27 protein-coding genes are annotated in these 26,618 nt (G+C 68.6%); 18 read left to right on the forward strand and 9 right to left on the reverse strand.

The window, feature by feature from the left end:
• Position 1: 1 nt before the first annotated feature.
• Complete coding sequence (locus tag EV649_RS10915) at positions 2-469, forward strand: hypothetical protein (protein ID WP_130383016.1); 468 nt, start codon at positions 2-4, stop codon at positions 467-469.
• Here the strand turns inward: EV649_RS10915 and otsB are convergent.
• The 3 genes from otsB to EV649_RS10930 form a co-directional block, all read right to left on the reverse strand.
• Positions 435-1,268, reverse strand: coding sequence for a trehalose-phosphatase (otsB, locus tag EV649_RS10920; protein ID WP_130383018.1), 834 nt, complete (start codon positions 1,266-1,268; stop codon positions 435-437). The genes EV649_RS10915 and otsB overlap by 35 nt on opposite strands.
• A complete protein-coding gene (locus EV649_RS10925) occupies positions 1,265-1,855 on the reverse strand; it encodes a LytR C-terminal domain-containing protein (RefSeq protein ID WP_241997974.1) in 591 nt (196 codons plus the stop codon). The genes otsB and EV649_RS10925 overlap by 4 nt, the downstream gene beginning before the upstream one ends.
• A gap of 62 nt (positions 1,856-1,917) precedes the next feature.
• Positions 1,918-2,226 carry a DUF3263 domain-containing protein gene (locus tag EV649_RS10930; protein WP_130383022.1) on the reverse strand — a complete coding sequence of 103 codons (309 nt, stop codon included), beginning with the start codon at positions 2,224-2,226 and terminating at the stop codon, positions 1,918-1,920.
• Between the two features lie 149 nt (positions 2,227-2,375).
• On the opposite strand from EV649_RS10930, the gene EV649_RS10935 reads away from it, so the two are divergent.
• From EV649_RS10935 to EV649_RS10980, 10 genes are all read left to right on the forward strand, one after another.
• Positions 2,376-3,779, forward strand: a complete 1,404-nt coding sequence (locus tag EV649_RS10935) for an amidase (protein WP_241997976.1) — start codon at positions 2,376-2,378, stop codon at positions 3,777-3,779.
• Complete coding sequence (locus EV649_RS10940; RefSeq protein ID WP_130383026.1) at positions 3,770-4,771, forward strand: Gfo/Idh/MocA family oxidoreductase; 1,002 nt, start codon at positions 3,770-3,772, stop codon at positions 4,769-4,771. Before EV649_RS10935 ends, EV649_RS10940 begins: the two co-directional genes overlap by 10 nt.
• An 8-nt stretch (positions 4,772-4,779) precedes the next feature.
• Positions 4,780-6,177, forward strand: coding sequence for a trehalose-6-phosphate synthase (locus EV649_RS10945; protein ID WP_130383028.1), 1,398 nt, complete (start codon positions 4,780-4,782; stop codon positions 6,175-6,177).
• Complete coding sequence (locus tag EV649_RS10950) at positions 6,164-7,591, forward strand: FGGY family carbohydrate kinase (RefSeq protein ID WP_130383030.1); 1,428 nt, start codon at positions 6,164-6,166, stop codon at positions 7,589-7,591. Before EV649_RS10945 ends, EV649_RS10950 begins: the two co-directional genes overlap by 14 nt.
• Positions 7,591-7,923, forward strand: coding sequence for a hypothetical protein (locus EV649_RS10955; protein WP_130383032.1), 333 nt, complete (start codon positions 7,591-7,593; stop codon positions 7,921-7,923). The genes EV649_RS10950 and EV649_RS10955 overlap by 1 nt, the downstream gene beginning before the upstream one ends.
• Positions 7,924-8,012: 89 nt before the next feature.
• Entirely contained in the window at positions 8,013-9,275 is a 1,263-nt protein-coding gene (locus EV649_RS41560; RefSeq protein WP_130383034.1) for a histidine kinase, read from the forward strand.
• Positions 9,178-9,858, forward strand: a complete 681-nt coding sequence (locus tag EV649_RS10965; protein WP_130383036.1) for a response regulator transcription factor — start codon at positions 9,178-9,180, stop codon at positions 9,856-9,858. The genes EV649_RS41560 and EV649_RS10965 overlap by 98 nt, the downstream gene beginning before the upstream one ends.
• Positions 9,859-9,939: 81 nt before the next feature.
• Positions 9,940-12,114 carry an MMPL family transporter gene (locus EV649_RS10970; RefSeq protein ID WP_130383038.1) on the forward strand — a complete coding sequence of 725 codons (2,175 nt, stop codon included), beginning with the start codon at positions 9,940-9,942 and terminating at the stop codon, positions 12,112-12,114.
• 45 nt (positions 12,115-12,159) lie between these two features.
• Positions 12,160-12,576, forward strand: coding sequence for an aspartate 1-decarboxylase (gene panD / locus EV649_RS10975; protein ID WP_130383040.1), 417 nt, complete (start codon positions 12,160-12,162; stop codon positions 12,574-12,576).
• Positions 12,577-12,624: 48 nt separating this feature from the next.
• Positions 12,625-14,070, forward strand: a complete 1,446-nt coding sequence (locus EV649_RS10980) for an aminopeptidase P family protein (protein WP_130383042.1) — start codon at positions 12,625-12,627, stop codon at positions 14,068-14,070.
• Here EV649_RS10980 and EV649_RS10985 read toward each other — a convergent pair.
• The 4 genes from EV649_RS10985 to EV649_RS11000 all read right to left on the reverse strand — a co-directional run bounded on the left by EV649_RS10985 (position 14,067) and on the right by EV649_RS11000 (position 19,188).
• Positions 14,067-14,774 carry an aspartate/glutamate racemase family protein gene (locus EV649_RS10985; protein WP_130383044.1) on the reverse strand — a complete coding sequence of 236 codons (708 nt, stop codon included), beginning with the start codon at positions 14,772-14,774 and terminating at the stop codon, positions 14,067-14,069. The two genes, EV649_RS10980 and EV649_RS10985, sit on opposite strands and share 4 nt — an antisense overlap.
• 5 nt (positions 14,775-14,779) lie before the next feature.
• The gene (locus tag EV649_RS10990) at positions 14,780-16,291 is read right to left on the reverse strand and encodes an NCS1 family nucleobase:cation symporter-1 (protein WP_130383046.1); all 1,512 of its coding nucleotides are present in this window, start codon (positions 16,289-16,291) and stop codon (positions 14,780-14,782) included.
• 148 nt (positions 16,292-16,439) lie between these two features.
• Complete coding sequence (locus tag EV649_RS10995; protein ID WP_130383048.1) at positions 16,440-17,144, reverse strand: GntR family transcriptional regulator; 705 nt, start codon at positions 17,142-17,144, stop codon at positions 16,440-16,442.
• Positions 17,145-17,253: 109 nt separating this feature from the next.
• Positions 17,254-19,188, reverse strand: a complete 1,935-nt coding sequence (locus EV649_RS11000; RefSeq protein ID WP_130383050.1) for a M13-type metalloendopeptidase — start codon at positions 19,186-19,188, stop codon at positions 17,254-17,256.
• Positions 19,189-19,318: 130 nt separating this feature from the next.
• On the opposite strand from EV649_RS11000, the gene EV649_RS11005 reads away from it, so the two are divergent.
• The gene (locus tag EV649_RS11005; protein ID WP_130383051.1) at positions 19,319-20,227 is read left to right on the forward strand and encodes an SMP-30/gluconolactonase/LRE family protein; all 909 of its coding nucleotides are present in this window, start codon (positions 19,319-19,321) and stop codon (positions 20,225-20,227) included.
• A 52-nt stretch (positions 20,228-20,279) separates the two neighbouring features.
• Positions 20,280-21,299, forward strand: a complete 1,020-nt coding sequence (locus tag EV649_RS11010) for a superoxide dismutase (protein ID WP_130383053.1) — start codon at positions 20,280-20,282, stop codon at positions 21,297-21,299.
• A 3-nt stretch (positions 21,300-21,302) separates the two neighbouring features.
• Here EV649_RS11010 and EV649_RS11015 read toward each other — a convergent pair whose 3' ends face one another.
• Both EV649_RS11015 and EV649_RS11020 read right to left on the reverse strand, forming a co-directional pair.
• Positions 21,303-21,596 (reverse strand): HU family DNA-binding protein, encoded by a 294-nt coding sequence (locus tag EV649_RS11015; protein WP_130383055.1) that lies wholly within the window; start codon positions 21,594-21,596, stop codon positions 21,303-21,305.
• An 83-nt stretch (positions 21,597-21,679) separates the two neighbouring features.
• Complete coding sequence (locus EV649_RS11020) at positions 21,680-22,426, reverse strand: phytanoyl-CoA dioxygenase family protein (RefSeq protein WP_241997977.1); 747 nt, start codon at positions 22,424-22,426, stop codon at positions 21,680-21,682.
• 109 nt (positions 22,427-22,535) lie between these two features.
• Between EV649_RS11020 and EV649_RS11025 the strand changes: the two genes are divergently transcribed.
• The 5 genes from EV649_RS11025 (at position 22,536) to EV649_RS11045 (ending at position 26,589) form a co-directional block, all read left to right on the forward strand.
• Complete coding sequence (locus EV649_RS11025; protein ID WP_130383059.1) at positions 22,536-23,339, forward strand: AraC family transcriptional regulator; 804 nt, start codon at positions 22,536-22,538, stop codon at positions 23,337-23,339.
• A gap of 84 nt (positions 23,340-23,423) precedes the next feature.
• The gene (locus EV649_RS11030; RefSeq protein ID WP_130383061.1) at positions 23,424-24,440 is read left to right on the forward strand and encodes an LCP family protein; all 1,017 of its coding nucleotides are present in this window, start codon (positions 23,424-23,426) and stop codon (positions 24,438-24,440) included.
• Complete coding sequence (locus EV649_RS11035) at positions 24,437-25,216, forward strand: YndJ family protein (protein ID WP_130383063.1); 780 nt, start codon at positions 24,437-24,439, stop codon at positions 25,214-25,216. Before EV649_RS11030 ends, EV649_RS11035 begins: the two co-directional genes overlap by 4 nt.
• Complete coding sequence (locus tag EV649_RS11040) at positions 25,213-25,764, forward strand: DUF1990 domain-containing protein (RefSeq protein ID WP_130383065.1); 552 nt, start codon at positions 25,213-25,215, stop codon at positions 25,762-25,764. Before EV649_RS11035 ends, EV649_RS11040 begins: the two co-directional genes overlap by 4 nt.
• A gap of 147 nt (positions 25,765-25,911) precedes the next feature.
• Positions 25,912-26,589: a uracil-DNA glycosylase gene (locus EV649_RS11045; RefSeq protein WP_130383067.1), complete on the forward strand. Its 678-nt coding sequence runs from the start codon at positions 25,912-25,914 to the stop codon at positions 26,587-26,589.
• Positions 26,590-26,618 lie beyond the last annotated feature (29 nt).

Below are 26,618 nucleotides of genomic sequence, written 5' to 3' on the forward strand. Positions count from 1 at the left end.
TATGACCGCCTGGCAGTGGGTGAAGTTGGTTGGGAACTTTGTCAATCTGTCCACGGTTGCCGGGGCGGTTGTGGGGGTTCTGGGGCGGGCGACGTTCAGTCGCGGGCCTCGGGGGTTGTTCTTTGCGACTGGGTACAAGCTCGGGTTTCCGATCGCGGGGGCGTTCACGATCGGGAATGTCGTGCTGAGCAAGCACGAGCGGGCGTACTTCGAGGACCCGGCGCTCGTCCGGCACGAGGAGCGGCATTCGTGGCAGTACTTCTGCCTGATCGGGCTGCCGCTGCTCCCGCTGTACGTCGTGGGCGTGGTCGTCTCGTTCCTGCTCACCGGCGACCCGGCGTCACGCAACCCGTTCGAACGTCTCGCCGACCTGAAGGAGGGCGGGTACGTCGAGCGCCCGATCCAGCCGATCGGCAAGACCGTGACGCAGGCGTTCAGCGGGCTGAGATCGCGTCCGAAAGGGCCGTGAGGACGGTCACCACGCCGCTCGGGTCGTCGACGACGATGTCCGCGGCCTCGATCAGCTCGGTCGCGTTCGAGGATCGGGTGGCGAGCAGTACGCCGCGCAGTCCGGTCTCCCGCTGCTCCTGGATCGCCCGGTACGCCGTCAGGTCGCCCAGGTCGTCCCCGGCGTACAGGATCGACCGCGCGCCGGTCGACTCGATCAGGCGGCGGAGCGCGACGCCCTTGTCGATGCCGGGCGGCCGCAGCTCGAGTACGAGGTTGCCCGGCTCCAGCCGCAGCCCGGTCTCCTGAGCCAGCGCGGTCAACGGCGCCCGCAGCAGTTCGAGGGCTCCGACCGGATCCTCCAGCCGACGGGTGTGCACAGCCAGCGAGCTGTCCTTGTCCTCCACGAACGCGTCCGGTACGCCGACCTCGCGCAGCAGCCCCGGCAACCGGTCCCGCGCCGTCGCGACACCCTCCGGCACCGGCTCGCTCGTCACCTTGCCTGTCGCCGCGTCCCAGCGCTCCAGCCCGTAGTGCCCGAGTACGACGAGACCCCCGAGCCCCGGGTGACCGCTCACCCCGGACAGCTCGGTGGCGACCAGTGCGGGCCGGCCGGTGACGATCGCGACCTGGTTCACGGTCCGGGCGAGCCGGGCCAGCGCGTCCAGGGCGCCTTCGACCGGACGGGACCGCGCCGGGTCCTCGACGAGCGGCGAGAGTACGCCGTCGAAGTCGGACGAGATCACCGCGGTCGACGGGTCGGAGACGATGGCTTCCCAGCCTTCTCGTCCCGCATCGGTCTGGATGACCGGAGTGCTCATCCGGTGTAGTCCGACGTCAGGATCACGGTCAGGCGATCCTTCTTCATGTTGTCCAGCGCGCCCTTGGACCGGCCGATGCCGAGGTCGCGAGCGAGCTGGTTGGCGGCCTCGAGCATGCCCGGCGGGTAGTACACCGTGCTCTCGGCGACCTTGCCGTGCCAGTTGTCCGGTGAGCCGGACACGGTCCAGCCGGCCTGCCGGGCGCGGCTCGCGACGGTGTCGGCGAGGCCCTTGCGCGCGGTGTTGTTGTAGACCTCGATCGCCGGGCGTTCTTCGGCCGGGATCGTCACCGGCTGGGTCGGCTGGGTCGTTGTCGGCGGATGCGTGGTCTCCGTCGGCGCGGTCGAAGGCGGCGTGCTGCTCGGTGCGGGCGGCGGCGCGGTGGTCGCCTCGGCTGTCGGCTTCGTCGAAGGTCTCGGCACGCTCGCCCCGACGGTCGACGGGCCCGAGGAAGGCTTGACAGACGGTTTCGTCGGAGCGCCGGTCGGCTCGTTGGCCTTGCTGTCGCTCCCCCGGGTGCCGAACAGCACCAGCAGTCCGGCCACGATCGCCACCACGGCGGCCACGGCGACAAGGGATGACAGCACCTGCCCCTGCTCGCCTCGCGGGCGTGGGGCAGCGAGGCACGCCCTGAGGCGGCGGGACATGGTCAGACCTCGATGCCCAGTCGGCGTGCGGAGCGGGCGCGCTGGCGGGCCGCACGGAGGCGGCGCAGGCGCTTGACCAGCAGCGGGTCGTGCGCGAGGGCCTCGGGCCGGTCGATGAGCGCGTTCAGGACCTGGTAGTACCGGGTCGCCGACATCTGGAACTGGTCCCGGATCGCCTGCTCCTTGGCACCGGCGTACTTCCACCAATGCCGCTCGAAGGCGAGAATGGCGCCGTCACGCTCCGAGAGTCCGGCAACCACCGGCGGCGCAGCTTCGGCGGGGCCGGAAGAGCTGGCGTTGGCGCTGTCCATGTGCAGCTGACTCCTGTGCGGTCGGTGATCGTCCGTCCGCCTGCCACTCTACGTGCTGAACAACAGCGATGTCATTCACCGCTCGGGCGACACGAAGCGTGTCGCTGACAAGACAACCGGACCTCCGTAACTCTGGCAGGATCTTTGGGGTGAGCTCAACTCTTTCCAGCGTGGCGCTGGTGGAGGAGCTGCAGGGGCGGATTCGTGAGGTCGACCCGTCGGTCAACGCCATCTGCACGCCGAACCCCGCCGCGCTCACCGAAGCCGCCCGCCTCGACACCGAACGTGACGAGGGACGGGTCCGTGGGCCCCTGCACGGCGTACCGGTGCTGGTCAAGGACAACATCGACACCGCCGATCTGCCGACCACGGCCGGGTCGCTGGCGCTGGCCGACCAGCCACCGCCGCCGGCCGACGCCCCGTTGGTACGGCGGCTGCGCGCGGCGGGCTGCGTGATCCTGGGAAAGACCAACCTGAGCGAGTGGGCGAACTTCCGCGGCTCGGCGTCCTCGTCCGGCTGGAGCGCGTACGGCGGCCTCACCCGCAACCCGTACGCGCTGAACCGCTCGGCCGGCGGCTCCTCGTCCGGCTCCGGCGCAGCGGTCGCAGCGGGGCTGGCGGACTACGCGATCGGCACCGAGACCAACGGCTCAATCGTTTGCCCGGCCGCGCTGAACGGCGTCGTCGGCCTGAAGCCCACCGTCGGGCTGGTCCCGCAGCAGGGCATCGTCCCGATCTCGCACTCGCAGGACACCGCCGGACCGATGACGAAGACGGTCAGCCAGGCGGCCACGCTGCTCTCGGTCCTCACGGGCGGCCAGACGGACTACACCGACGCCTGCCGCGGCACGGACCTCAGCAACGTGCGCATCGGCGTACCGCGTGGGCCCCTGTGGGGCTACTCGACCGGCCTGGACCAGGTCACCGAGCGGGCGCTGGAGCTCCTCAGCCAGTGCGGAGCCACGCTGGTCGACCACCTGTCGTTGCCGACACCAGGTGGTGACGAGGACCAGTTGCAGGTGCTCTCGCACGAGCTGAAGGTCGACATGGCGGCGTACCTCGCTACCCGTGCTCCTGGCGGCCCGCGGACGCTGGACGACCTCATAGCGTTCAACAAGAAGAATGCGGACCAGGAGCTGCAGTGGTTCGGCCAGGAGCTGTTCGAACGTGCCGCTGCCACTGACGGCCTCAGCTCTCCCGTGTACGTCGCCGCGCGCCTGACCGCATTGCGCGCCGGCCGCGACGGCATCGACAACCTGCTCCGCGACAACCAGCTCGACGCACTGGTGTCCCCCGCGTACTCACCGGCCTGGGCGATCGACCTGGTGAACGGCGATCACGTGCTCGGCAGCTCCTCGTCGCACGCGGCCCTGGCCGGCTATCCACTGCTCTCGGTCCCGTCCGGAGTGGTGTCCGGACTGCCCGTCGGACTCACGATCAGCGGTACGGCGCGAAGTGAGGTCACGCTCATTCGCTTGGCGCACGCCTTCGAAACCGCGAGAATCGCTGCAGACGGACCGTTCCCGACCCCGGAGTTCAGACAGTGGGTATAGATCGCGTCAGGTGGGGAATTGTTGCGACCGGCAACATTTCGACCCAGTTCACGCACGATCTCGGGCTGCTCCCGGACGACGCCGTCGCGACCGCGGTCGCGTCCCGTTCCCAGGACAGCGCGAACAGGTTCGCCGCCGAGTTCGGCATCCCGCACGCGTACGACGACTACCGCCGGCTGATCGACTCCGGCGAGGTCGACGTGATCTACATCGGTACGCCGCATCCGCAGCACTACGCCATCGCCCGTACGGCGTTGCAGGCCGGCGTCGCCGTACTGTGCGAGAAGCCCGTCACGCTGACCGCCGCGCAGGCCCGGGACCTGATCGCGGTCGCCGCCGAGCACAACACGCTGTTCGCCGAGGCTATGTGGATGCGCACGAACCCGGTGATCCAGGCGCTCTTCAAGGACCTCGAAAGCGGCGTGATCGGCGAGCCGCAGCAGGTGGTCGCGGACTTCGCGTTCCACAAAGCTTCATTGCCGGTTCGCCTGCTCGATCCCGCGCTCGGGGGAGGCTCGCTGATGGACGGCGGCATCTACCCGATGACGTTCGCCTATCTGGCGCTCGGCCGTCCGGCGGAGGTGAAGGCAGTCGGTTCGCTCAACGACGACGGCATCGACCTGAACGTCGCGATGGCCTGGCGGTACGAGTCCGGCGCGGTCGCCGCGCTGACCTGTGGCCTGCGGTCGCAGAACCCGTGGGTCGCGTCGATCAGCGGCCCGGACGGGAACCTGCAGGTTCCGCACCGTTTCCACCATCCCGAGTACTACGTGCGCACGACCGCTTCCGGAGCGGAGCGGATCGACGTACCGACGCATGGCCGTGGGTACCACTATGAAGCGGCAGAAGTGATGCGTGCATTGCGCCAGGGACTGATCGAGGTACCGGCTCTTCCCCACGCCGGCACGCTCGAGATTCTCGAACTGCTCGACGAGACCCGGAGCCAGATCGGGGTGCGCTACCCCGGTGACGACGACGACCTGAGTGGATGACGCTGAACATGCCGAACGGTAGGAGTTCCTTCGTAGTGGTGGCCAACCGGCTGCCGGTCGACCGGACCGAGATGCCCGACGGCAGTACGGCGTGGCGCCGAAGTCCGGGCGGACTCGTCACGGCGCTGGCGCCGGTGATGCAGGGTCACCACGGTGCCTGGATCGGCTGGACCGGGAGCCCGGACGAAAAGGTGGATCCCTTCGACAACGACGGCATGCACCTGGTGCCGGTGATGCTGTCGGCCGAGGACGTGCAGCTGTACTACGAGGGCTTCTCCAACGCGACCCTATGGCCGCTGTACCACGACGTGATCGTGGCGCCCGAGTTCCACCGCGAGTGGTGGGAGTCCTACGTCGCGGTGAACCGGCGGTTCGCGGAGGCCGCCGCAGAGGCCGCCGACGACAACGCGGACGTGTGGGTGCACGACTACCAGCTGCAGCTCGTCCCGGCGATGCTGCGCCGGCTGCGTCCCGACGTACGGATCGGGTTCTTCCTGCACATCCCGTTCCCGCCGACCGAGCTGTTCGCGCAGATGCCGTGGCGGCGGCAGATCCTGGACGGGCTGATGGGCGCGGACCTGGTCGGGTTCCAGCGGCCCGGCGCGGCGTCGAACTTCGCGCGGCTGGCCCGCAACCGGATGGGCCTGCGGACCCGCGGCGACCGAATCCATCTGCCGGACGACCGGATCGTGCGAGCGAAGGCGTTCCCGATCTCGATCGACGTCAACGAGCTGGAGAAGCTCGCCCGCCAGCCGGAGACGACGGCCCGCGCGGCCGAGATGCGCGAGGAGGTCGGCAACCCGACGCACATCCTGCTCGGCGTCGACCGGCTCGACTACACCAAGGGCATCCGGCAGCGGCTGCGGGCGTTCGGCGAGCTGCTGGACGAGAAGCGGATCTCGGTCGACGACGCGGTGTTCATCCAGGTCGCGACGCCGTCCCGGGAACGCGTCGAGCAGTACCGCGTGCTGCGCGACGAGATCGAGCTGCTGGTCGGGCGCATCAACGGCGAGCACGGCCGGATCGGTACGCCGGCGATCAACTACCTGCACACGACGTACTCGCGGACCGAGATGGCCGCGCTGCTGCGGGCCGCGGACGTCGCGGTCGTGACGCCGTTGCGGGACGGTATGAACCTGGTCGCCAAGGAGTACGTGTCGACGCGGTACGACGACACCGGCGCGCTGGTGCTGAGCGAGTTCGCCGGGGCCGCGGACGAGTTCCGGCAGGCGTTCCTGGTGAACCCGCACGACATCAACGGGATGAAGGACACGATCGTCGACGCGATGAACACCGACGACCGGCAGCTCGGCCGGCGGATGAAGGCGATGCGCAAACACCTCGCGGCGCACGACGTGAACCTCTGGGCCCAGACCTTCCTGAAGGCCCTGCATGACGAAGACTGACGAGCACGTCCTCGCCCTCGACCTGGGTACGTCGTCGGCGCGGGCGCTCGTCCTTTCCTCGGAGGACGCCGCACCGATCCCCGGCGCACTCGCGAGGCACAAGATCTCCCCGACGTACGGCAACGACGGCTCCGCGACGCTCGACCTGCACGAGTACGTCGAGGGCCTGCTCGGGTGTCTGGACGAGCTCGAGCAGAACGGTCACCTCGAGGGAATCGGGGCGATCGTGCTGTCCTCACAGTGGCACTCGATCGTTGCCCTCGACAACAAGGGCGCTGCACGGACGCCGGTGATCACGTGGGCCGACACGCGCTCGGTCGACCTCGGCCTCGGTACGTCGTTCGACGGGCGGGCGTTCCACGCGCGCACCGGTGCGTGGCTGCACCGGCTGTACTGGACCCGCCGGATCCCGTGGCTCCTCTCGGACGACTCCCCGGCTGCCTTCGCCGGCCTGCCGGACCTCGTGCTCGAGCGGCTGACCGGCGAACGCGTCACGTCCGTCTCGGTCGCGTCCGGGACGGGCACGCTGGATCTCGCGACCGGTGCGTACGACGACGAGGCGCTGGAGATCGCGGGCGTGACGGCCGACCGGTTGCCGCCGATCGTGCCGACCGGTTGGACGGGCAGGTTGTCCAAGGAGTACGAACGCCGCTGGCCCGGGCTGGTCGACGTACCCGTGCATCCACCGACCGGTGACGGCGCCGCGTCGAACGTCGGGACGGGCGGGTACGACGCCGGCGTCGCAGCGGTGACCGTTGGCACGTCGGCCGCCGTACGCGTCGTGCACCCGATCGAGAACGCGCCCGAGCTGCCGTGGGAGCTGTGGCGGTACCGGGTCGACGACAAGCGCGCCGTGACCGGTATGGCGTTCTCGGCCGCGGGGAACCTGCACGCCTGGCTGACCGGCGTACTGCGGCTGGAGTCCGACGAACCGACCGACGTCGAGATCGGGGCGACGCGCGCGATAGCGATCCCGTTCATGGCCGGCACCAGGCCGCCCGCCGTCGTGCCCGGCGGATCCGGCGTTTACTTCGGTCTGTCGTTCGACGACAGCCCGGCCGACCTGCTCGCGGCAGCACTCCAAGGCGCGTCACTGGAGATCGACCGCGGGCTACGGATCCTCGACTCGTTGTTCGGGCAGGAACTGGAGGTCGTCCTCGGCGGCGGCGGGATCGACGCCTCCAAGTGGTGGCGCCGCTGCCTGACCGCCACCTTCGCCCGTCCGGCAACGGTGTGCGCCGAGGCCGAAGTCGGCGCCCGCGGCGCGGCAGCAGTCGCCCTCGGCCTGTCCCCCGCCCCGGGTGGTGAGCACCTCACGCCCGACCCCGCCGCGGCAAACCGTGTCGCAGCCCTGCGACCACGCTACGAGCGGCTTCGCGAGCTTGCTGTCCAAGCGTCACAGGAGGATCGCTGATGCCTTACACCGCCGACATGGAGCTGATGCTCGACACCGACCCGGTGCAGATCGGCGGGAGCCTCTTCAACGCGGTCTTCGCAGGTATCAAGCTCGGTGGCGAGGTCGCATCCGGGAAGGTCCGCAAAGAGCTCCGTGCCCGCTTCGGCAACCCGCGATGGTCAGACCCGGATGGCGAGGTCTGGGACGCTGTAACTCTCCAGACCATCCTGTTGTGGGAACGCGCACTGGTGGCCGGGCGCACCTACGGCGGCCCCCTGCGCCTGCTTCCGCGTGGCACGCGCCTCCTCACAGCTCCTGATCCGGTCGCCGCGCTCCGCGAGTTCCTCTGACCTGTACTGACCTGTACTGCGCTTGCGGTACGGCGGGGATACTGCCGCTGGACGAGGTGGTCCGACGGGCGGCCACGTACTGTGAAGGGATGGAGCGGCTCACCCGGTTCTGCCGTGCCCTCGCGCGGCACCCGTTGGCGCTGGATCTTGCTCTCGCCGCCGGGATCCTGCTGATCAACCTGCTGGTTCCGGGTGGACGGCACGTCGGTGAGCAGATCGAGCTGAACCAGACGGTGGTGCTGCTCGCCATCGCCGGTGCCGTCGCGATCACGTTCCGGCGGCGGGCACCTCTGCTGGTGCTGGCGATCACCACCGTGATCACCACGACGTTCGTGATCGCCGAGCAGGGCAAGAGCCCGATCGTCGCCTACATGGGTGTCGCGGCCTACACCGTCGTCCTGTCGAAGGACCGGCCGATCCGCTCGATCGCGGTGACGGGCACGGCGCTGGTCAGCTTGATCGCCGAGGTGATGTTCGTCGGCGGGGATGCCCTCGACAACCTCGGCCTGACCTTCTTCGTGCTGTTCTCGGGCGCGATCGGGGAAGCGGTGCGGTACCGGCGCGCGTACCTGCTGGAGCTGGAGGAACGCGCCGTGCGGGCCGAGCAGTCGCGGGACGAAGAGGCGCAGCGACGGGTGATCGAAGAACGGTTGCGGATCGCGCACGAGCTGCACGACGTGATCGCACACCACATCGCCTTGATGAACGTGCAGTCCGGTGTCGCGGCGCATGTCCTTCGCACTCAACCGGACGAGGCGGAGCGTGCGCTGGCCCTGGTCCGGTCCGGCGGGCGCACCGTGCTGCAGGAGCTGACCGTCCTGCTCGGCGTACTGCGCCGCTCCGGCTCACCGCTTCCCACCGCGCCCACTCCGTGCCTGCACGAGCTGGACGCCCTCATCCGCTCCTTCACCGCAGCCGGCGTAGAGGTCGACTGGACGCCACCTGCCTCGTTGGGCGCACTCCCGGACGTCATAGAGCTCACGGCGTACCGCATCGTCCAGGAGTCCCTCACCAACGTCCTCAAACACGCTCCCGGCGCGGCGGCGGAGGTTCAGCTGATCCACCGATCCGGCGCGCTGGAGATCACCGTCACCAACAGCCCGGCCGCAGTTGGGCCGACCGCGCGCGGTGGGCATGGGTTGGTGGGAATGCGGGAGCGCGTGAGTGCGGTCGGTGGGGAGCTACAAGCGGGACCTGCGGCTGGTGGCGGGTTCGCCGTACATGCTGTGCTTCCTCTGGAGACGGGAGTTGTGGGTGACGATCAGGGTGTTGCTGGCGGACGATCAGACGTTGATCCGGAGCGGGTTCCGGGTGCTGGTGAGTTCAGTACCCGACTTGGAGGTCGTTGCTGAGGCGTCGAACGGGCGGGAAGCGGTCGAGCTGGCGCGGTCCGAGCGGGCCGACGTGGTGCTGATGGACATCCGGATGCCCGAGGTCGACGGCCTCGCGGCGACCCGGATGATCACCGCGGACGAGGCGCTCGCGGGCGTGAAGGTACTGATCCTGACCACGTTCGAGGTGGACGAGTACGTGTTCGACGCGATCCGCGCCGGCGCCAGCGGCTTCCTCGGCAAGAGCGTCGAGCCGGCCGAGCTGATCGACGCCATCCGTGTGGTCGCCCGCGGCGACGCCCTGCTGTCCCCGAAGGCCGTCCGCGGCCTGATCAACCGCTTCCTCGCCGAACCCACCCCCGGCCACCCGATCGGCCCCACGGTCCTCGACGTCCTCACCGACCGCGAACGCGAGATCGTCGGCCTGGTCGCCCTCGGCCTGTCCAACGACGAGATCGCCGAGCGCCTCGTGCTCTCCCCGTCCACGGCGAAGACCCACGTGAACCGGGCGATGGTGAAACTCGACTGCCGCGACCGCGCGCAGCTCGTCGTACTGGCGTACCAGACCGGCCTCGTGCGTCCTGGCGTACCGCAGACGCAGTAGCGGGTACGGCGAACGCGGTACAGCGAGAAGCCCACCGGGAGCAGACGCGAACGACGGCCGCGCGCCGGAAGCATCGGTCGCATGGCTACGTACCTCTATCGGCTCGGCCGATTCGCGTTCCGCCGCCGCCGGTTCGTGCTCCTGGTATGGCTGGGACTGCTGGCTGCCGGAGCAGTCGGCGCCGGCACCCTCTCCGGCCCGACCGCTAACGGCTTCTCGATCCCCGGCACCGAGTCGCAGCGCGCCGCGGACCTGCTCAACGAACGCTTCCCGCAGGCCGGCGCCGACGCCGCGACCGCCCGGATCGTGTTCCAGGCGCCCGCCGGCCAGAAGCTCACCGACACGCCACAGGTGCAGCAGACCCTGGACCGGCTCGCGACCGCACCGCAGGTCGCCCGCGTCGTCGACCCGTTCAGCGCCAAGGCGATCTCCGCCGACGGCCGCACCGGCTACGCGCAGGTCACCTACAAGGTCCCCGCGCAGGAGATCACGCCGGAAGCGCAGCAGGCCATCGCCTCCGCGGTCGAACCGGCCCGCTCCTCCGGACTCACGGTCGAGTACGGCGGGGACGCGATGCAACCGCAGAACGAGCAGCAGCTCACCGAAGTGATCGGCATCGGCGTGGCCGCCGTCGTACTGCTGATCACCTTCGGCTCGTTGATCGCGGCCGGCCTGCCGTTGCTGTCAGCAATCATCGGGGTAGGCCTCGGCGTGACCGCGATCTCGACCATCAGCGGTTTCGTCGACATCGGATCCGGTACGCCGATCCTCGCGCTGATGATCGGCCTCGCGGTCTCGATCGACTACGCACTCTTCATCATGTCCCGCTACCGGCATGAGCTGAGCTCTGGGCTGGAGCCGGAGGAAGCGGTCGGGCGCGCAGTCGGTACCGCCGGCTCTGCCGTGGTCTTCGCCGGTCTGACCGTGGTGATCGCGCTGGCCGGACTGTTCGTGGTCGACATCCCGTTCCTCACTCAGATGGGCCTGGCCGCCGCGTTCACCGTGGTCATCGCGGTCGCGATCGCACTCACCCTGCTGCCGGCGCTGCTCGGGTTCGCGGGGCGCCGGGTCGCCGGCGGCCGGATCCCCGGCCTGCGCGGCGGCGATCCGGAAGCGGCCGGACGGACGACGATGGGCCGCCGGTGGGCGGGTTTCGTCACCCGGCGCCCGTTGGCGGTGCTGGTGGTGACCGTGATCGGTCTCGGCACGCTCGCGATCCCCGCGACCGATCTCGAGCTCGGGCTGCCCGACGACAGCACGGCGGCGCCCGACTCGACCCAGCGCAAGGCGTACGAAATGCTCTCCGAGGGCTTCGGGCCCGGGTTCAACGGGCCGCTGATGGTCGTCGTGGACGCCGGCGCCTCCACAAATCCGCGGACAGCGGCCACGGCGACCGCAGCCGCCGTCCGCGGGTTGCCCGACGTGACGATGGTGACGCCACCGGTCTTCAACCCGGCCGGGAACACGGCGTTGCTGACCGTGATCCCGTCGAGCGGCCCGAGCACGCAGCAGACCAAGGACCTGGTCGAGGAGATCCGGTCGATGCCCGACCAGGATCGCGCCGAGGTGGCGGTCACCGGGGCGACCGCGGTCAGCATCGACTTCTCGGACAAGCTCGGCGGCGCGCTGCTGCCGTACCTGTCACTGATCATCGGGCTCGCGTTCCTGCTGCTACTGCTGGTGTTCCGCTCGATCCTGGTGCCGTTGAAGGCGACGCTCGGGTTCCTCCTCACCGTCGTGGCGACGTTCGGGGCCTTGGTCGCGGTCTTCCAGTGGGGCTGGCTGGCCGGGCTGTTCGGCATCTCGGGACAGACCGGGCCGGTGATCAGCATGCTGCCGATCTTCCTGATCGGGGTGGTGTTCGGGCTCGCGATGGACTACCAGATCTTCCTGGTGACCCGGATGCGCGAGGAACACGTCCACGGCGCCGCACCACAGGCAGCGGTGGTCGACGGGTTCGCGCACGGGGCGCGGGTGGTGACCGCGGCGGCGGTGATCATGACCGCTGTCTTCTCCGGGTTCATCCTGTCCGGCGAGACGCTGATCCGCGAGATGGGCTTCGGACTGGCCCTCGCGGTCGCTCTCGACGCGTTCGTCGTACGGATGACCGTCGTACCGGCCGTGATGGCCCTCCTCGGCCGCCGCGCCTGGTACCTCCCCGCCTGGCTGGACCGCCTGCTCCCGAACGTCGACGTCGAAGGCGACTCCCTCCGCCGTCTGCCGGCGATCGAACGGGAAACTGAACCGGTTGGGTGACGACGGCCACTGACAGGAACCTGATCGGCCCGGATCATGGCCGCCATGTGGCGGGAAATGATGAAGTCGAAGGTGCACCGGGCGAAGGTGACGCAGGCCGATCTGGACTATGTCGGATCGTGCACGCTGGACGCCGCGTTGATGGAGGCGGCCGGTCTGCTGCCCGGCGAGAAGGTGGACATCGTCGACATCACCAACGGTCAGCGGCTGTCGACGTACCTGATCGAAGGGCCGCGCGGGTCCGGGATCGTCGGGATCAACGGGGCCGCGGCGCACCTGATCCACCCGGGTGACCTGGTGATCCTGATCGCGTACGGGATGTTCGACACCGCCGAGGCGAAGGACTTCGAGCCGAGCGTAGTCTTCGTGGACGAGGACAATGCGATCACCCGCATCGGTTCCGACCCCGCCGCGGCGCTGCCCGACAGCGGCACGCTTCGCGGGGACCAAGTGCACCCGTAGCCACGACCGGCGCCACCACCGCCGCGCCGAGAAGAGGACTGGTCGAAGATGACCGACACCACCGCGCCCGCCCCGCAGGACGCTCCGAAGACGGCTTCGCACGACAACGAGCCGAGCGCGAAACTGCGCGCGTTCATGAACTCCGGCTGGGCGGACTCCGAGCGGCACGACCTGTCACTGGGCGACGTCGGCGTGTGGGCGGCGAAGCGCCGTGACGCGCTGTCGCAGGCGTTCCCGGGCGAGCGGCTCGTGATTCCGGCCGGCACCTACAAGGTCCGCTCCAACGACACCGACTACGTCTTCCGCCCGCACACCGACTACGTGTGGCTGACCGGCAACCAGACCTCCGACGCGGTGCTCGTCCTGGAGCCGAACGGCACCACCGGCCACGACTCGGTGCTGTACTTCCGCCCGCGCTCCGACCGCTCGCAGGGCGAGGAGTTCTGGCGCGACCGGATGTACGGCGAGCTGTGGGCCGGCCGGCGCCCGTCGCTGACCGAGACCGCCAAGGAGTTCGGGATCGAGACGCGGCACGTCGACCAGTTGGCCGACGCGCTGAAGAGCGACGTACCGACGCGGGTACGGCGGGGCGAGGACGAGTCGATCGCTTCGCTGCTGAGCGGTGCCCGGACGGAGCAGCTCAAGGACGGGGAGTTCGCGGCGACGCTGTCCGAGCTGCGGCTGGTCAAGGACGCGTACGAGCTCGAGCAGCTGCGGGACGCCGTCGCGATCACGCACCGCGGTTTCTCCGACGTACTCGCCGAGATGGACAAGGTCCGGCAGTACGGCGAACGCTGGATCGAGGGCACGTTCTGGCGCCGGGCCCGTGCCGAGGGCAACGATGTCGGGTACACCTCGATCGCCGCGGCCGGTCCGCACGCGACCACGCTGCACTGGATCGAGAACGACGGCCCGGTGAACGACGGCACGCTGATGCTGCTCGACATGGGCGTCGAGAACCGGCAGCTGTACACCGCGGACATCACGCGGACCCTGCCCGTGAGCGGTGAGTTCACGCCCCGCCAGCGGGACCTGTACGAGCTGGTGCTGGACGCGCAGAACGCCGGGATCGCGGCCCTCACGCCGGGTGCGACGTTCCGCGCCGGGCACGAGGCGGCGATGGACGTCATCGTGCACGGCCTGGACGCGATGGAGCTGCTGCCGGTGTCGGCCGAGGAGGCGCTCGACCCCGAGAGCCGCCTGTACCAGCGCTACACCCTGCACGGCGTCAGTCACATGCTCGGCCTCGACGTCCACGACTGCTCTGCGGCCCGCGACGAGAACTACCGCAAGGGCCCCGTCCAGCCCGGCTACGTCCTCACCGTCGAGCCCGGCCTGTACTTCCAGTCCGACGACCTCACCGTCCCGGAGGACCTCCGCGGCATCGGCATCCGGATCGAGGACGACATCCTCATCACCGACGGCGCCCCGGAAAACCTCTCCGAAGCCATGCCCCGCACCATCGAGGGCATCCAGGACTGGATGGCTTCCTAGCCGACGCACTCGTGGCGTGAGTGTGGGGCGAACTCGCCCAGCTTGCCGGTCGTGAGCCGCATCCGGACCAGCATCTCGACCGTGGCGGTCGCCGCCGCCACGCCGTCGATCACACTCACCCCGAGTGCGGCCGACAGGTCGTGGCAGAGGTCGGCCATGCCGGCGCAGCCCAGCACGATGGCGTCCGAACCGTCGAGCGCGAGCGCCTCCTCGCAGGCACGGAGGATGGTGGCCCGGGCGTGCGGATCCGTCTCCAGGGCGAGGACAGGGATCTCGCACGCGTGGATCCCCCGGCACTGCCGCGCGACGCCGTACTCCTCGGTCAAGTCGTGCGCATGGCCGACGGTCCGGGCCAGGGTGGTGACGACGCTGAACCCGCGGCCCAGGTACGACGCCGTACGCATGGCCGCCTCGGCGATGCCGACGACCGGCCCGCGGGCGAGCTCCCGCGCCGCTTTCAGTCCCGGATCACCGAAGCACGCGATGACGTACCCGTCGTACCCAGCTGACTCACCATCGGCGATCTCCTGGAGCAGGCCTGGTACGGCGAGTGCGTCGTCGACATGACTCTCGATGGCGGCAGGCCCTTGGCGGGGGCTCACCGCGTCGACGGTGACACCCGGACCGGCGACGGCCCGGGCGCACTCGCCGATCATGGCGGTCATCGACGCGGTGGTGTTGGGGTTGATGACCTTGATGCGCATGGGTGTCAGACCATCTCCTCGGAAGCCACGCCGGCCCGCCTTGCGAGGATCGTGTAGAGGGCGAAGCCGACGCCGCAGCCGATGAACCAGCTGTAGTCACTGATCCAGAGGCCCTCGCCCACCCAGCGGGGCACGAGGACCGACGCGACCGAGACCAGGCCGGCCGCGATGACCGACTGGACGGCTACGGGGTTGTAGCCCTTGCGGTAGTAGTACCTGCCGTTCTTGTCGAGCGTGAAAAGGTCGTCCACGACCACTTTCTGCTTGCGGATCAGGTAGAAGTCCGCGATCAGGATGCCGAACAGCGGGCCGATCAGCGCGCCGAGGATGCCCAGCGTGTAGTGGATCGCCGTGTCGTTGTTGTACCAGTTCCACGGCGTCAGGAGCACCGAGCCGACCGCCGCGATCATGCCGCCCATCCGCCAACTGATCTTCTGCGGGCTGACGTGCGAGAAGTCGAACGCCGGCGAGATGAAGTTCGCGACGATGTTGATGCCCACGGTCGCGGTGACGAAGGTCGCCGCGCCCAGCAGGATCGCGAAAGTGTTGTCGATCCGCTCCACGGTCTTGATCGGGTCCGTCAGAAGTTCGCCGTACACGGGAACCGTGGCGCCCGCGGTAAGCACGGTCAGCAGCGAGAAGAAGACGAAGTTGATCGGCAGGCCCCAGAAGTTGCCCTTCCGCACGCTCTCGAAGCTGCGGCCGTAGCGGGCGAAGTCGCCGAAGTTCAGCATCGGGCCGGAGAAGTACGAGACGACCAGGGCGATCGCACTCAGCATCGTGCCGATCGTGGCCCACCCGGACAGGCTGTGGTTCGACAGGTTGAGATCGATGGTGAAGTCGGACTTGACCAGCAGGTAGGCGCAGAGCAGCAGCATCGTCACGTAGACGGCCGGACCGGCCAGGTCGATGAACTTCCGGATGCTCTCCATGCCGCGCCAGAACAGCGCCGCCTGGGCGACCCACAGGATCGCGAAACTGACGTAGCCGAGCACCGAAAGACCCACGAAACCGTGCACATCCGCGTCCGCCCACGGGCCGAGGCCGGGCCAGAGCTTGAGGAAGACGATGTTCAGCGACTCCGCGGCCAGGAAGGTCTGTACGCCGTACCAGGCGACGGCGATCAGACCGCGAATGATGGCGGGGATATTCGCGCCCAATACGCCGAAGGAGACCCGGCTGATCACCGGGTACGGAACGCCGGCGAGCTGGCTCGGTTTCGCGACCAGGTTGCAGAAGAATTGCACGATGCAGATACCGGCGATCAGGCAGACGAATACCTGCCAACTGGTCAGGCCGAGCGCGAACAAACTGCCCGCGGTGAGATAACCGCCGACACTGTGCACGTCGGACATCCAGAATGCGAAGATGTTGTAGCTGCGCCAGGTCTGCTGCTTCAGCGGCGCGAGGTCCTCGTTCGTCAGCCGCGGATGGTAGTCACGCTGCGCGACGCGAGGCTCCGACGGATAGCCGGCCGCTTCGACGATGTCACCGGGCGCGCGGGGTTCGATCACCATGCTGTACTCCTCCGGCCTGGGCCGCGGGCGGATCGCGCGACCAGTGAACCGAAGCTAGGAATAACGTGTTTCGCGGAATGACGTCCACGGTGAACGCCCGGTTTCCCTTCAAATATAGGAAAAGCGGCGCAAATATAGGAAACCGACCTCAGGCCGGGTCGGCGAAGCATTCCGGGTCGTCGGCGAACTCCGAGATCGCGCTCTTGAGATGCGCGTAGTGCCGCTCCGACTCGGCGACCAGCGTCTCGGTGTCACGGGCGACGTACGCCGCGATCAGCCGCTCGTGGTCAGCGTGGAAACCGGCCCGCTCGTGCGCCGGCACCCGCGACATCGGCCGGGCCGGCTCGGTGATGTTCCACGCGGTTTCGTACATCCGGATCAGCCGGTGCATCCCTGAGGGCTCGATCAGCGCGAAGTGGAACCGGCGGGTCGCGGCGGCGTACTCACGGTCGCCAGCAGCACTCGCATCGGCCAGCGATCCGTGGGCATCCCGGATCCGGTCGTGGTCGACGGAGGTCGCATTGACGGCCGCCGCACGAAGCGCCGCGGACTCCAGCGCCTGGCGTACGTCGTACAGCTCGCGGAACTCCAGGAACGTCAGCTTGGCCACCCGGTACCCGACGTGCGGGCGATGCTCGACCAGCCCTTCCCCGAACAAGGTCTTCAGCGCCTCACGGACCGGAATGGCACTGACCCCGAAGAACGCCGCCACCTCGTCGATCGGAACCGACGTCCCCGGCGGCTGATCGCCGGTCAGGATGGCATGCCGCAGATCACTCTCGACCGGCGGCATCTCCCCCGCGGCAGCCGCAGTCCGCACCAGCCGCGACGTGAAGTCCGACGATCTACGCATCCCCGGACGATAAGCCGCCCCCGAACCACCTGCAACGATTGTCCCCAGTTCCGGGGACAATCGTTGTGGCCAAACCTTGGTGCGGCCCGGTCGACAGCTGAGCGCTGAGCTACCAGATGCGTACGCGGTCCTCCGGGGCGAGCCACATACCGTCGGTAGCGGTTGTTTTGTAGGTGTTGTGGAATTCGTCGATGTTCTTCACCACCGCGTTGCAGCGGAACTCCGGGGGTGAGTGGGGGTCGATGGTGAGGCGGCGGGCGGCTTCCTCGGGGCGGGTCTTGGTGGCCCAGGCGTGCGCCCAGGCCGCGAAGAAGCGTTCGCTGCCGGCCTGATCGTCGCCGGCGCCGTCCAGGGACAACTGGTAGGCGACGTACGCGATGGACAGGCCGCCGAGGTCGCCGATGTTCTCGCCGAGGGTGAGTTTGCCGTTGACGTTCTGGCCGGGGGTTTCGGCAGGCTCGAGTGCGTCGTACTGCGCGACGAGTTTGTCGGTGCGCTGCTCGAAGGCGGCGCGGTCCGCGTCGGTCCACCAGTCGTTCAGGTTGCCGTCGGCGTCGTACCGCGAGCCCTGGTCGTCGAAGCCGTGGCCGATCTCGTGGCCGATCACCGCGCCGATCGCGCCGTAGTTGGTGGCGTCGTCGGCGACCAGGTGGAAGAACGGCGGCTGCAGGATGCCGGCCGGGAAGACGATCTCGTTCATCCGCGGGTTGTAGTACGCGTTGACGGTCTGCGGCGTCATCCGCCACTCGTTCCGGTCGACCGGCTTGCCGAGTTTGGCGAGGTCCCGCGCGGTCTCCACCGCGACCGAGCGGCGGACGTTGCCGAACAGGTCGGCCGGGTCGATCTCGAGCGCCGAATAGTCCTTCCACTCGTCCGGGTAGCCGATCTTCGGGACGAAGGTGCCGAGCTTCTCGAGCGCCCGCTGCCGGGTGTCCGGGCCCATCCAGTCCAGCGCCTCGATCCGCTGCCGGTAGGCCTCGACCAGGTTCTGCACGAGCTCGACCATGCGGGCCTTGGCGTCCGGCGGGAAGTGCTCGGCGACGTACAGCTTGCCGAGGGCCTCACCGAGCGCCTGCTCGACCGCGCCGACGCCGCGCTTCCAGCGCTCGCGCAGCTCGGGCGCACCGGTCAGGGTCTTGCCGTAGAACGCGAAGTTCTCGTTGACGAACGCCTGGCTCAGCAGCGGCGCGGCGCTGTGCACGACCCGCCAGGCGAGCCACTCCTTCCACCGATCGACGTCGACCTGCTGCAGCGCAGCCGCGGCCGCGGTCAGGAAGTCCGGCTCGCGGACCACGACCTCCGCGAACGCGCTCTCGGGTACGCCGGCACCGGTCAGCCACGTCGCCCAGTCGAACCCGGGCGTCAGCTCCTCGAGCCCGGCCCGGTCGAGCTTGTTGTACGTGAGCTGGACGTCGCGCTCCTTCACCCGGTCCCAGTGCCCGCCGGCGATCCGGGTCTCCAACTCCATGATCCGCTCGGCGGCGGCGGTCGCGTCCGACAGCCCGGCGAGCTCCAGCATCGTCGCCACGTGGGCGACGTACGCCGTGCGGATCTCGGCGAAGCTGTCCTCGCGGTAGTAGGACTCGTCGGGCAGGCTGAGGCCGCCCTGGGTCAGGTGGACGATGTTCTCGTCGGACTTCTTCGCGTCGGCGTCGACCCAGTAGTGGAAGACCCCCGGCACACCCTGCAGCTCGAGCTGCCCGAGGACGGACACGAGCCCGGCCAGGTCGGTCACGCCCGCGACGAGGGCGAGCTGCTCGGCGATCGGCTCCGCGCCCAGCCGATCGATCCTCTCGGTGTCCATGAAGCTGCTGTAGAGGTCGGCGATCTTCCGCGGCTCGCTGCCTTCCGGGTGCCCGGCCGCGACGGTCTTCTCGACGATCGCGCGGACGTCCTGCTCGGCGGTGTCCCAGAGCGCGTGGAACGCACCGTGGATCGCCTTGTCCGCGGGAATCTCGTGCTCCGCCAGCCACGCCCCGTTCACGAACCGGTACAGATCGTCCTGCGGGCGAACCGCTGCCGAGTCGTCGAGTTCTGCTGTCATCCCTGACCCCTTGTCCCAAGTCGAGTTGCTGCCAGCGAACATACCCGGTTCGGGAATCCGCCGGTTTGAACTATCCACAGGACCGCGACGTTCTCCCTGATAAAGACCACGGATCAGGGAGGACCCGCCCATGTCACACCCCATCCGCAGGCGCACTGCCCTTGCCGGTGTGCCCGCCGTACTGCTGGGTCTGGCGAGCGCACCGGCAGCGAACGCCGCACCAGCCCCCTACCCCACGAGATTCGAGTTGCCGGACGGATTCCAGCCGGAAGGCATCGCGATCGCCCGCGGTACGGCGTACTTCGGTTCTCGCGCCGACGGGGACATCTACGCCGCCGACCTGCGGACCGGCCGGGGCAAGGTGATCAGCCAGGGCCCGAGCACCGGCTCTCTCGGGATGAAGGTCGACCCGTTCGGCCGCCTGTTCGTGGCCGGGGCCGCCGGCGGGAACGGGCGGGTGATCGACACCCGCACCGGAAAGATCCTGGCCAGCTACACGTTCACCAGCGCGACGCCGACGTTTGTGAACGACGTCGTACTCGCCAAAGACGGCGCGTACTTCACCGACTCGCAACAGCCCGTCTTCTACCGAGTCGCCGGCGCGACACCCGAGACGATCCCGCTCAGCGGCGACTACCAGCACCTGCCCGGCAACAACGCGAACGGCATCTCGCTGACCCCGGACGGCCGCGCTCTGATCATGGTGCAGTCGTCGACCGGCTTCCTGCTCCGGGTCGACCCGCGGACCGGCGTGGCCCGGCGGATCGACCTCGGCGAGGCGCTGATGACCAATGGCGACGGCCTGCTCCTGCTCGGCCGCACCCTGTACGTCGTCCAGAACCGGCTGAACAAGATCGCGGTGCTCGAGCTGAACCACACCGGCACGAAGGGCGAGGTGGTTGACGAGCTGACCAGCCCGGACTTCGACGTACCGACGACCGTCGCCGCGTTCGGCAACCGGCTCTACCTACCGAACGCCCGCTTCACCACGCCACCGACTCCCACCACGGAGTACTGGGTCACAGCAGTCGATCGCTGAACCGTTCCCGGCTGCCACCGGCCGTTCTACGGTGTGCCGAAGGGGAGGAAATATGAACATCCGCAACATCACAGCCCTGATCGGGCTGCCAGCGCTCATGCTGGGCCTCGTCACCACGTCGGCAGCCGCCGCCACCGCCCCGCCCGCACAAGGTCCGGCTGTCGTCAAGCACTCCGTCGACGACGGCATGTGCGATCGCATCCGGTTCGGATCAGCCACAGACAAACAGTCCGAGGCGTTCCCGGCGCGGGTCGCGCTACCGGACGGATTCCAGCCGGAGGGCATCGCGATCAGCGGCAGTACGGCGTACTTCGGATCGCTGGCCGACGGCGACATCTACGCCGCCACACTGCGCACCGGACGCGGCAAGGTGATCAGCCAGGGACCCGGTACGCCGTCGGTCGGTCTGAAGGCGGACGACCGCGGGCGGCTGTGGATCGCCGGCGGATCGAGCGGTACGGCGCGCGTCGTCGACATCCGCACCGGCAAGATCCTGAAGAGCTACCCGCTGACCACCGAGCCGGCGACGTTCGTGAACGACGTCGTACTGAGCAAGACCAGCGCGTGGTTCACGGACTCCAGTCGGCCGGTCGTCTACCAGGTGCCGATCGGCCGCCACGGCCAACTGCTGAACCAGGTGCGGACCGTGCCGCTGACCGGCGACTACGTGCACGATCCGACCGGGTTCAACGGCAACGGCCTCACGCTCACGCCGGACGGCCGCGCGGTGATCATCGTGCAGTCGTCGACCGGGTTCCTGTTCCGGGTCGATCCGCGGACCGGCGTCACGAAACGCGTCGACCTGGGCGGCACGCTGATGACGAACGGCGACGGCATGCTGCTGCTCGGCCGGACGCTGTATGTCGTGCAGAACTTCTCCAACCAGGTCGCGGTGGTGAGCCTGAACCGGGCCGGGACGACGGGCACGCAGACCCGGACCATCACCGATCCGGGCTTCGACATCCCGACGACCGCGGCCGCGTTCGGGCACCGGCTCTACCTGGCCAACGCCCGTTTCAGCACTCCACCGACGGCCACGACGCCCTATTGGGCAACGGCGGTCCGGCGCTGAGGGTCAGCGGACGGTGCGGAGGTCGCCTCGGGCTGCGGCCTTGAGGCGGCTTCCGCACGACAGGCGCACGGAGTAGCCGGCCGGGATGTTCAGCGGCTCGCCGGTCTGCGGGTTGCGGCCGGTGCGCGGGGCGCGCATGACCCGCTCGATGCTGAGCAGGCCGGTCAGCGACACCTTGTCGCCGCGCTGCACGGCCTCGGTGACGACGTCGCCCAGCGCGTCGATGACCTTCTCGGCCTGGCCCCGCGGGATACCCGCCTTCTGCGCCACGCCGGCGATCAGTTCGTTCCGGTTCACGGCTCTCCTCAGACTCGGTTCAACCTTCCGATCCGCACCTTAACCGAAATGATTGTCGTTAGCGAGAAGCATCCGAATACCGGTCAGAGCCAATCCCGGTCGTGCCAGTGGTTCTGCCAGCGATTGTCGATCGCTTCGTCGGCGCGCTGGTAGCGGATGTCGGTCGACAGGCGGAACTCCGTCGACACGTTGTCGAGGGCCGCGTGGATGGTGTGCGCGGTGTGTACGACGACGTCTCCGGCCGCGTAGTCCGCGACCAGCCAGTTGGCGTCGTACTGCGTGGCCAGAGCGGGCAGGTCCGCGGTGATGGACGCAGCCGGGCGCTTCAGTCGGCCGGCTGCCTCTTCCTCGAGCACCCTGTGGTGGCTGCCCTCCAGGTAGGTCAGTCCGCCGCGACTGACCGGGCAGTCACCCAGCGGGATCCACGCGGACAGCACCTGGTCGCTACCGCCGCGCAGGTACACGAGGTCGTAGTGCGCCTGCGTCGCCGTACCGATGCCGTTCTCACCCGGCGCTGTCTGCCGGATGATCTTCCGCCGGTGCAGGAACGGCTCACCACCGAGGAACCACTCGAACCAGCCCTTCAACGCCGGCTGCGCACAGAAGGCCGCGTACTCGGCCCCCGGCACGATCTCCTCGAACAGCACCTTCCGGTACGACGCTCTGTCCGCAACAGCCTCCGTCAACCCGAAGTAGTACTCCCGGAACGCCAGCACCACCGCAGGGTCCAGCAGACCGGTCATGAACAGGTACCCGTCCTGCTGCAACCGTGCGCGTAGCTGGCCCCGATCACCCCGCTCCTCCTCAGGCACCGCAACCAACTCACTCAACAGCTGCTCATCGAGCACATATCCGTTAGACGTCAGCACACCTCCATTCCACCGGCGTACGGCGCTCAGCGGAATAGACACCCGCCCCGGCTTCTTGGACTCTTGTACCGTGCAGAACTGGTCGACCTACCTGACACCAGGCGCTGTTGAGAGCCAACTTGGACTCTTCTGTCTCGGCGCCGGCGAACAGATGCACGACGCCAAGCCAGCACCGGACCGTGCGCTCGGCTGTCACGCCCTCGTCTGGCTGAGAGAAGGCCGCGGCCACCTGTTGCACGGCCCTGACCGTCAACTGCACGTGGTACGCGCACCTGCGATGCTCTGGCTCTTCCCCGGCGTCCTGCACGGCTACCGCCCCGCGACACGCTGGCGTCAGGCCTGGACCCTGTTCAGCGGACCTGCGACCGCAGCACTCACCTCACTCGGGCACCTCGATCCCAGCCAACCAGTCCGCCGGTACGGCGACCCGCGTCCGATCGACCGCGCGTTCACTCGACTCCTCCGCGTCAGCACTCAGCACAACGCCGTACAGCTCACGGGAGCGCTCTACGACCTGATCGGTCAGGCTGGAACGAGTTCTGGTGACGGAGTGGCCGCACGGCTCGCTGAGCTCGCGTGTACGCCGATGAGCATTCAGGACTACGCCAGTGAGCTAGGACTCACCGTGAACGAGTTGCGCGACGCAGTACGCCGTACGACAGGCTCAACCCCGCATGAGCTCGTTCTGAGTACCAGACTCAGCTCTGCAAAGGTTTTGCTCGCCGAGGAGGACCTGTCCGTTGCGGCCGTCGCGCGCCGGGTCGGGTACGACGATCCGGCGTACTTCAGCCGCCTGTTCGCCGCCAGGGTTGGGATGTCGCCGGTCGCGTTCCGGCGGTCTGGTTCGATCTCCGGGCCGATTTCCTCCCTTTGACGGAGGCGCCATCGACTTTCCGACGTGTAAAACCATTCACTGGGGTGACGTGCTTGGGGGCCGGTCACCGATACGGTCATGGCTATGAGTGAAACGCAGCCCATCGACCCGCGACAGGCGAACCCGGCGCGACGCCCGAAGAAGCGCCGCAACTGGTTCCTCCGGACCGTCGGACTGATCGTCCTGCTGTTCGTTCTGATGCTGATCGCGGTCCCGCTCTACGCCTGGAGCCGGATCGACAAGCTCGACGCGATGCCCACCGGCGAGCGGCCCGCCGAGACCCCCGGTACGACGTACCTGATGGTCGGATCGGACGCCCGCGAGGACCTCAGCCGGGCCGAGCGCGCCCGGCTGCACACCGGCGGCGACGCCGGCCCGCCGCGGACCGACTCGATCATGCTGATGCACGTCCCGAAGTCCGGCCCGACGGTGCTGATCAGCATCCCGCGCGACAGCGCGGTGAACATCCCGGGTGTCGAGGGCAAGCAGAAGATCAACGCCGCCTTCAACAAGGGTCCGGCGTCCCTGATCCAGACGATCGAGAACAACACCGGGCTGCGCATCGACCACTACGTCGAGGTCGGCTTCGGCGGCTTCGCCAGCGTCATCGACAGTGTCGGGGGCATCAACATGTGTTTGCCCAAGGCAATGAAGGACGAGGACGCGCACATCGACCTGCCGGCCGGCTGCCAGGAGCTCGACGGCGTCAACGCCCTCGGCTACGTACGGTCCCGGAAGGCCGACGGCAAGAACGACTTCGGCCGGACCGAGCGGCAGCGGCAGATGGTCGGCGCCGTCGCGAAGAAGGCCGCCTCGCCGTCGACGTTCCTGAACCCGTTCCGGTACTACAGCGTCGCGACCAAGGGCGTCGACGCGCTGACCGTCGACAAGGACATGAGCCTGTTCGACTTCGTCCGGTTCGCCCGCGGCATGCAGGCGATCTCCGGCAGCAGCGGCGTCGCGCTGAGCGTGCCGACCAGCGACGACAGTTTCCAGCTCTGCTGCAACCGGGGTGACGCCGTGAAGTGGGACAACGCCAAGGCGAAAGCGCTCTTCAACGCGCTCAAGGAAGACAACACCAGCGGCCTGAAGAGCAGTTGACCGTCCTCGTCCACGCGGTGGTGAGCCTGGGGATGCTCATCGTCGTACCCCTCGGACTCACTCTCCTGCCGACGCGAACCGCCAGCAACCGCTGGTGGTTCGCGTTCGCCGTTCCTGGGGCGGTAGCTCTGTGGCTGCCCCGTGGTGCGGTGTCGATCGTGCTGGCGTCGGCCTACTTCGCCGGCACGCTCGTCCTGATCGCACTGGCTGCACGGCACTTCTTCCAGCACAGGACCGTCAGCACGCGACAGGTGGCGCTCTACACCGCACTGGCCACGCCGTCGATCGCAGCGCTCGCACTGGTCGCCGAGCGTTCGTCGTACGAGCTGTTCGGCTTCAACCTGACCGTGCTGTCGCTGACGGTCGCCCACTTCCATTTCGCGGGCTTCGCGGCCGCACTGATGGCCTACCTGGCTGCGGACGGTCTAGCGGCGGTGAGCGTTCCGCTGGGTACTGCGATCGTTCTGCTCGGGTTCTTCCTCGGTGACCCGGTAGAGCTCGCAGGAGCCGTCGTACTGACCACAGGTATGTGGCTGGTCGGCTGGAACCTGTGGAAGCGGTCGCAGCGTGCGGACCGGACTACAGCGATCCTGTTGATCGTGTCCGGCTCCGTGCTCGTGCTGACGATGCTGCTCGCCGTCAGCTGGGCACTGGGACATGTGGTGGACACGCCGTACCTACCGTTGGAGTGGATGGTTGCCACGCACGGTGTGGCGAATGCGGTTGGCTTTGGGTTGTGCGGCGTACTGGCGATGCGACGGGAAGGAGCCCGATGAAGCTGGAAGACCTGGCGGGGTTGCGGTTCACGTACGACGAGGTCGGGTGCACGCAGTACGACGACACGCCCGAGGGCTACCACCGACTGGAGTACCGGGAGCGGATCGGCGACGGGGACGAGGTGTTCCAGCGGGCTGCTGACGCGTTGCTGACGTGGCGCATGCACCGGGCGGCCGGCATACCGGTGACTGCAACCGCCACACCACCGGAGGTCGGCACCGACTCACTGGGCCGCCTAGGACCGGGCATGCTGATCCCTCGGCTCCGAACACGGACCCAGCGAGGTCTGCCAGTCCCGTGCCGGGTCGTCTGGGTCGTCAACGAACCGGACCGCATCGGCTTCGCGTACGGCACCTTGAAAGGCCACCCCGAGGCCGGCGAGGAGTGCTTCCTGATCACCCGTGACCAGGACGGCGTGTACGCCACTATCCGCGCCTACAGCCGCCCTGCCACCTGGTACACCCACCTGGCCGGCCCCGTCACCCGCAAGGCCCAGCACTACGCCGCCACCCGCTACACCGCAGCCCTCCGCCGCCTAGCCACATAGGGCAAAGCAAAGGCCCCGCGAGCTCATACCTCCGCGGGGCCGCGACCTTTGTACCGTCTGCAGCCGCACCAGCGTTTGAGCGACACGCGAACAACGGGCGACAACCCGAGGTGCACTGCGAGCCGCAGTACTGCGAGACTGTGGCGGGTGAGTCCTAAGACGTTGTCGGATCTGGTGGCGCCGGACTGGGCTGAGGCGTTGGCTCCGGTCGAAGGCACTGTGACGCAGATGGGTGAGTTCCTCCGCGGGGAGATCGCCGCGGGGCGGGCGTACCTGCCGGCCGGGGAGAACGTGCTCCGAGCGTTCCACCGGCCTCTCCAGCAGGTGAAGGTGCTCGTCGTCGGACAGGACCCGTACCCGACCCCCGGACACCCGGTCGGACTCAGTTTCTCGGTGGCCCCCGACGTACGGCCGATCCCCCGGAGTCTCGCGAACATCTATCGCGAGCTGATGGCGGACGTCGGCGTACCGGCGCCGTCCAACGGCGACCTCACCCCCTGGGCCGATCAGGGCGTACTGATGCTCAACAGAGTGCTGACCGTGCAGCCCGGCAAGTCCGGGGCGCACCGCGGCAAGGGCTGGGAGAGCGTCACCGAGCAGGCGATCCACGCGCTGGTGAACCGCGGCGGCCCGCTGGTCGCGATCCTCTGGGGACGCGACGCCCAGACGCTCAAGCCGATGCTGGGCAGCACGCCGTACGTCGAGAGCGCGCACCCGAGCCCGATGTCCGCCGACCGCGGCTTCTTCGGCTCCCGCCCGTTCAGCCGGGTCAACGCGCTCCTCGCCGAGCAGGGCGCCGAGCCGGTCGACTGGCGCCTGCCCTAGCCCTCTTTCCCGCCGTACGACGACGCGCC

Source organism: Kribbella sp. VKM Ac-2569 (assembly GCF_004216905.1).
GTDB lineage: Bacteria > Actinomycetota > Actinomycetes > Propionibacteriales > Kribbellaceae > Kribbella.

Bases quoted from the DNA above. Each gene is read 5' to 3' on its own strand.
- EV649_RS10915 (WP_130383016.1), top strand. From the start codon at position 2: ATGACCGCCTGGCAGTGGGTGAAGTTGGTTGGGAACTTTGTCAATCTG.
- otsB (WP_130383018.1), bottom strand. From the start codon at position 1,268: ATGAGCACTCCGGTCATCCAGACCGATGCGGGACGAGAAGGCTGGGAA.
- EV649_RS10930 (WP_130383022.1), bottom strand. From the start codon at position 2,226: ATGGACAGCGCCAACGCCAGCTCTTCCGGCCCCGCCGAAGCTGCGCCG.
- EV649_RS10945 (WP_130383028.1), top strand. From the start codon at position 4,780: ATGCCGAACGGTAGGAGTTCCTTCGTAGTGGTGGCCAACCGGCTGCCG.
- EV649_RS10950 (WP_130383030.1), top strand. From the start codon at position 6,164: ATGACGAAGACTGACGAGCACGTCCTCGCCCTCGACCTGGGTACGTCG.
- EV649_RS10955 (WP_130383032.1), top strand. From the start codon at position 7,591: ATGCCTTACACCGCCGACATGGAGCTGATGCTCGACACCGACCCGGTG.
- EV649_RS41560 (WP_130383034.1), top strand. From the start codon at position 8,013: ATGGAGCGGCTCACCCGGTTCTGCCGTGCCCTCGCGCGGCACCCGTTG.
- EV649_RS10970 (WP_130383038.1), top strand. From the start codon at position 9,940: ATGGCTACGTACCTCTATCGGCTCGGCCGATTCGCGTTCCGCCGCCGC.
- panD (WP_130383040.1), top strand. From the start codon at position 12,160: ATGTGGCGGGAAATGATGAAGTCGAAGGTGCACCGGGCGAAGGTGACG.
- EV649_RS10980 (WP_130383042.1), top strand. From the start codon at position 12,625: ATGACCGACACCACCGCGCCCGCCCCGCAGGACGCTCCGAAGACGGCT.
- EV649_RS10985 (WP_130383044.1), bottom strand. From the start codon at position 14,774: ATGCGCATCAAGGTCATCAACCCCAACACCACCGCGTCGATGACCGCC.
- EV649_RS10990 (WP_130383046.1), bottom strand. From the start codon at position 16,291: ATGGTGATCGAACCCCGCGCGCCCGGTGACATCGTCGAAGCGGCCGGC.
- EV649_RS10995 (WP_130383048.1), bottom strand. From the start codon at position 17,144: ATGCGTAGATCGTCGGACTTCACGTCGCGGCTGGTGCGGACTGCGGCT.
- EV649_RS11000 (WP_130383050.1), bottom strand. From the start codon at position 19,188: ATGACAGCAGAACTCGACGACTCGGCAGCGGTTCGCCCGCAGGACGAT.
- EV649_RS11005 (WP_130383051.1), top strand. From the start codon at position 19,319: ATGTCACACCCCATCCGCAGGCGCACTGCCCTTGCCGGTGTGCCCGCC.
- EV649_RS11010 (WP_130383053.1), top strand. From the start codon at position 20,280: ATGAACATCCGCAACATCACAGCCCTGATCGGGCTGCCAGCGCTCATG.
- EV649_RS11030 (WP_130383061.1), top strand. From the start codon at position 23,424: ATGAGTGAAACGCAGCCCATCGACCCGCGACAGGCGAACCCGGCGCGA.
- EV649_RS11040 (WP_130383065.1), top strand. From the start codon at position 25,213: ATGAAGCTGGAAGACCTGGCGGGGTTGCGGTTCACGTACGACGAGGTC.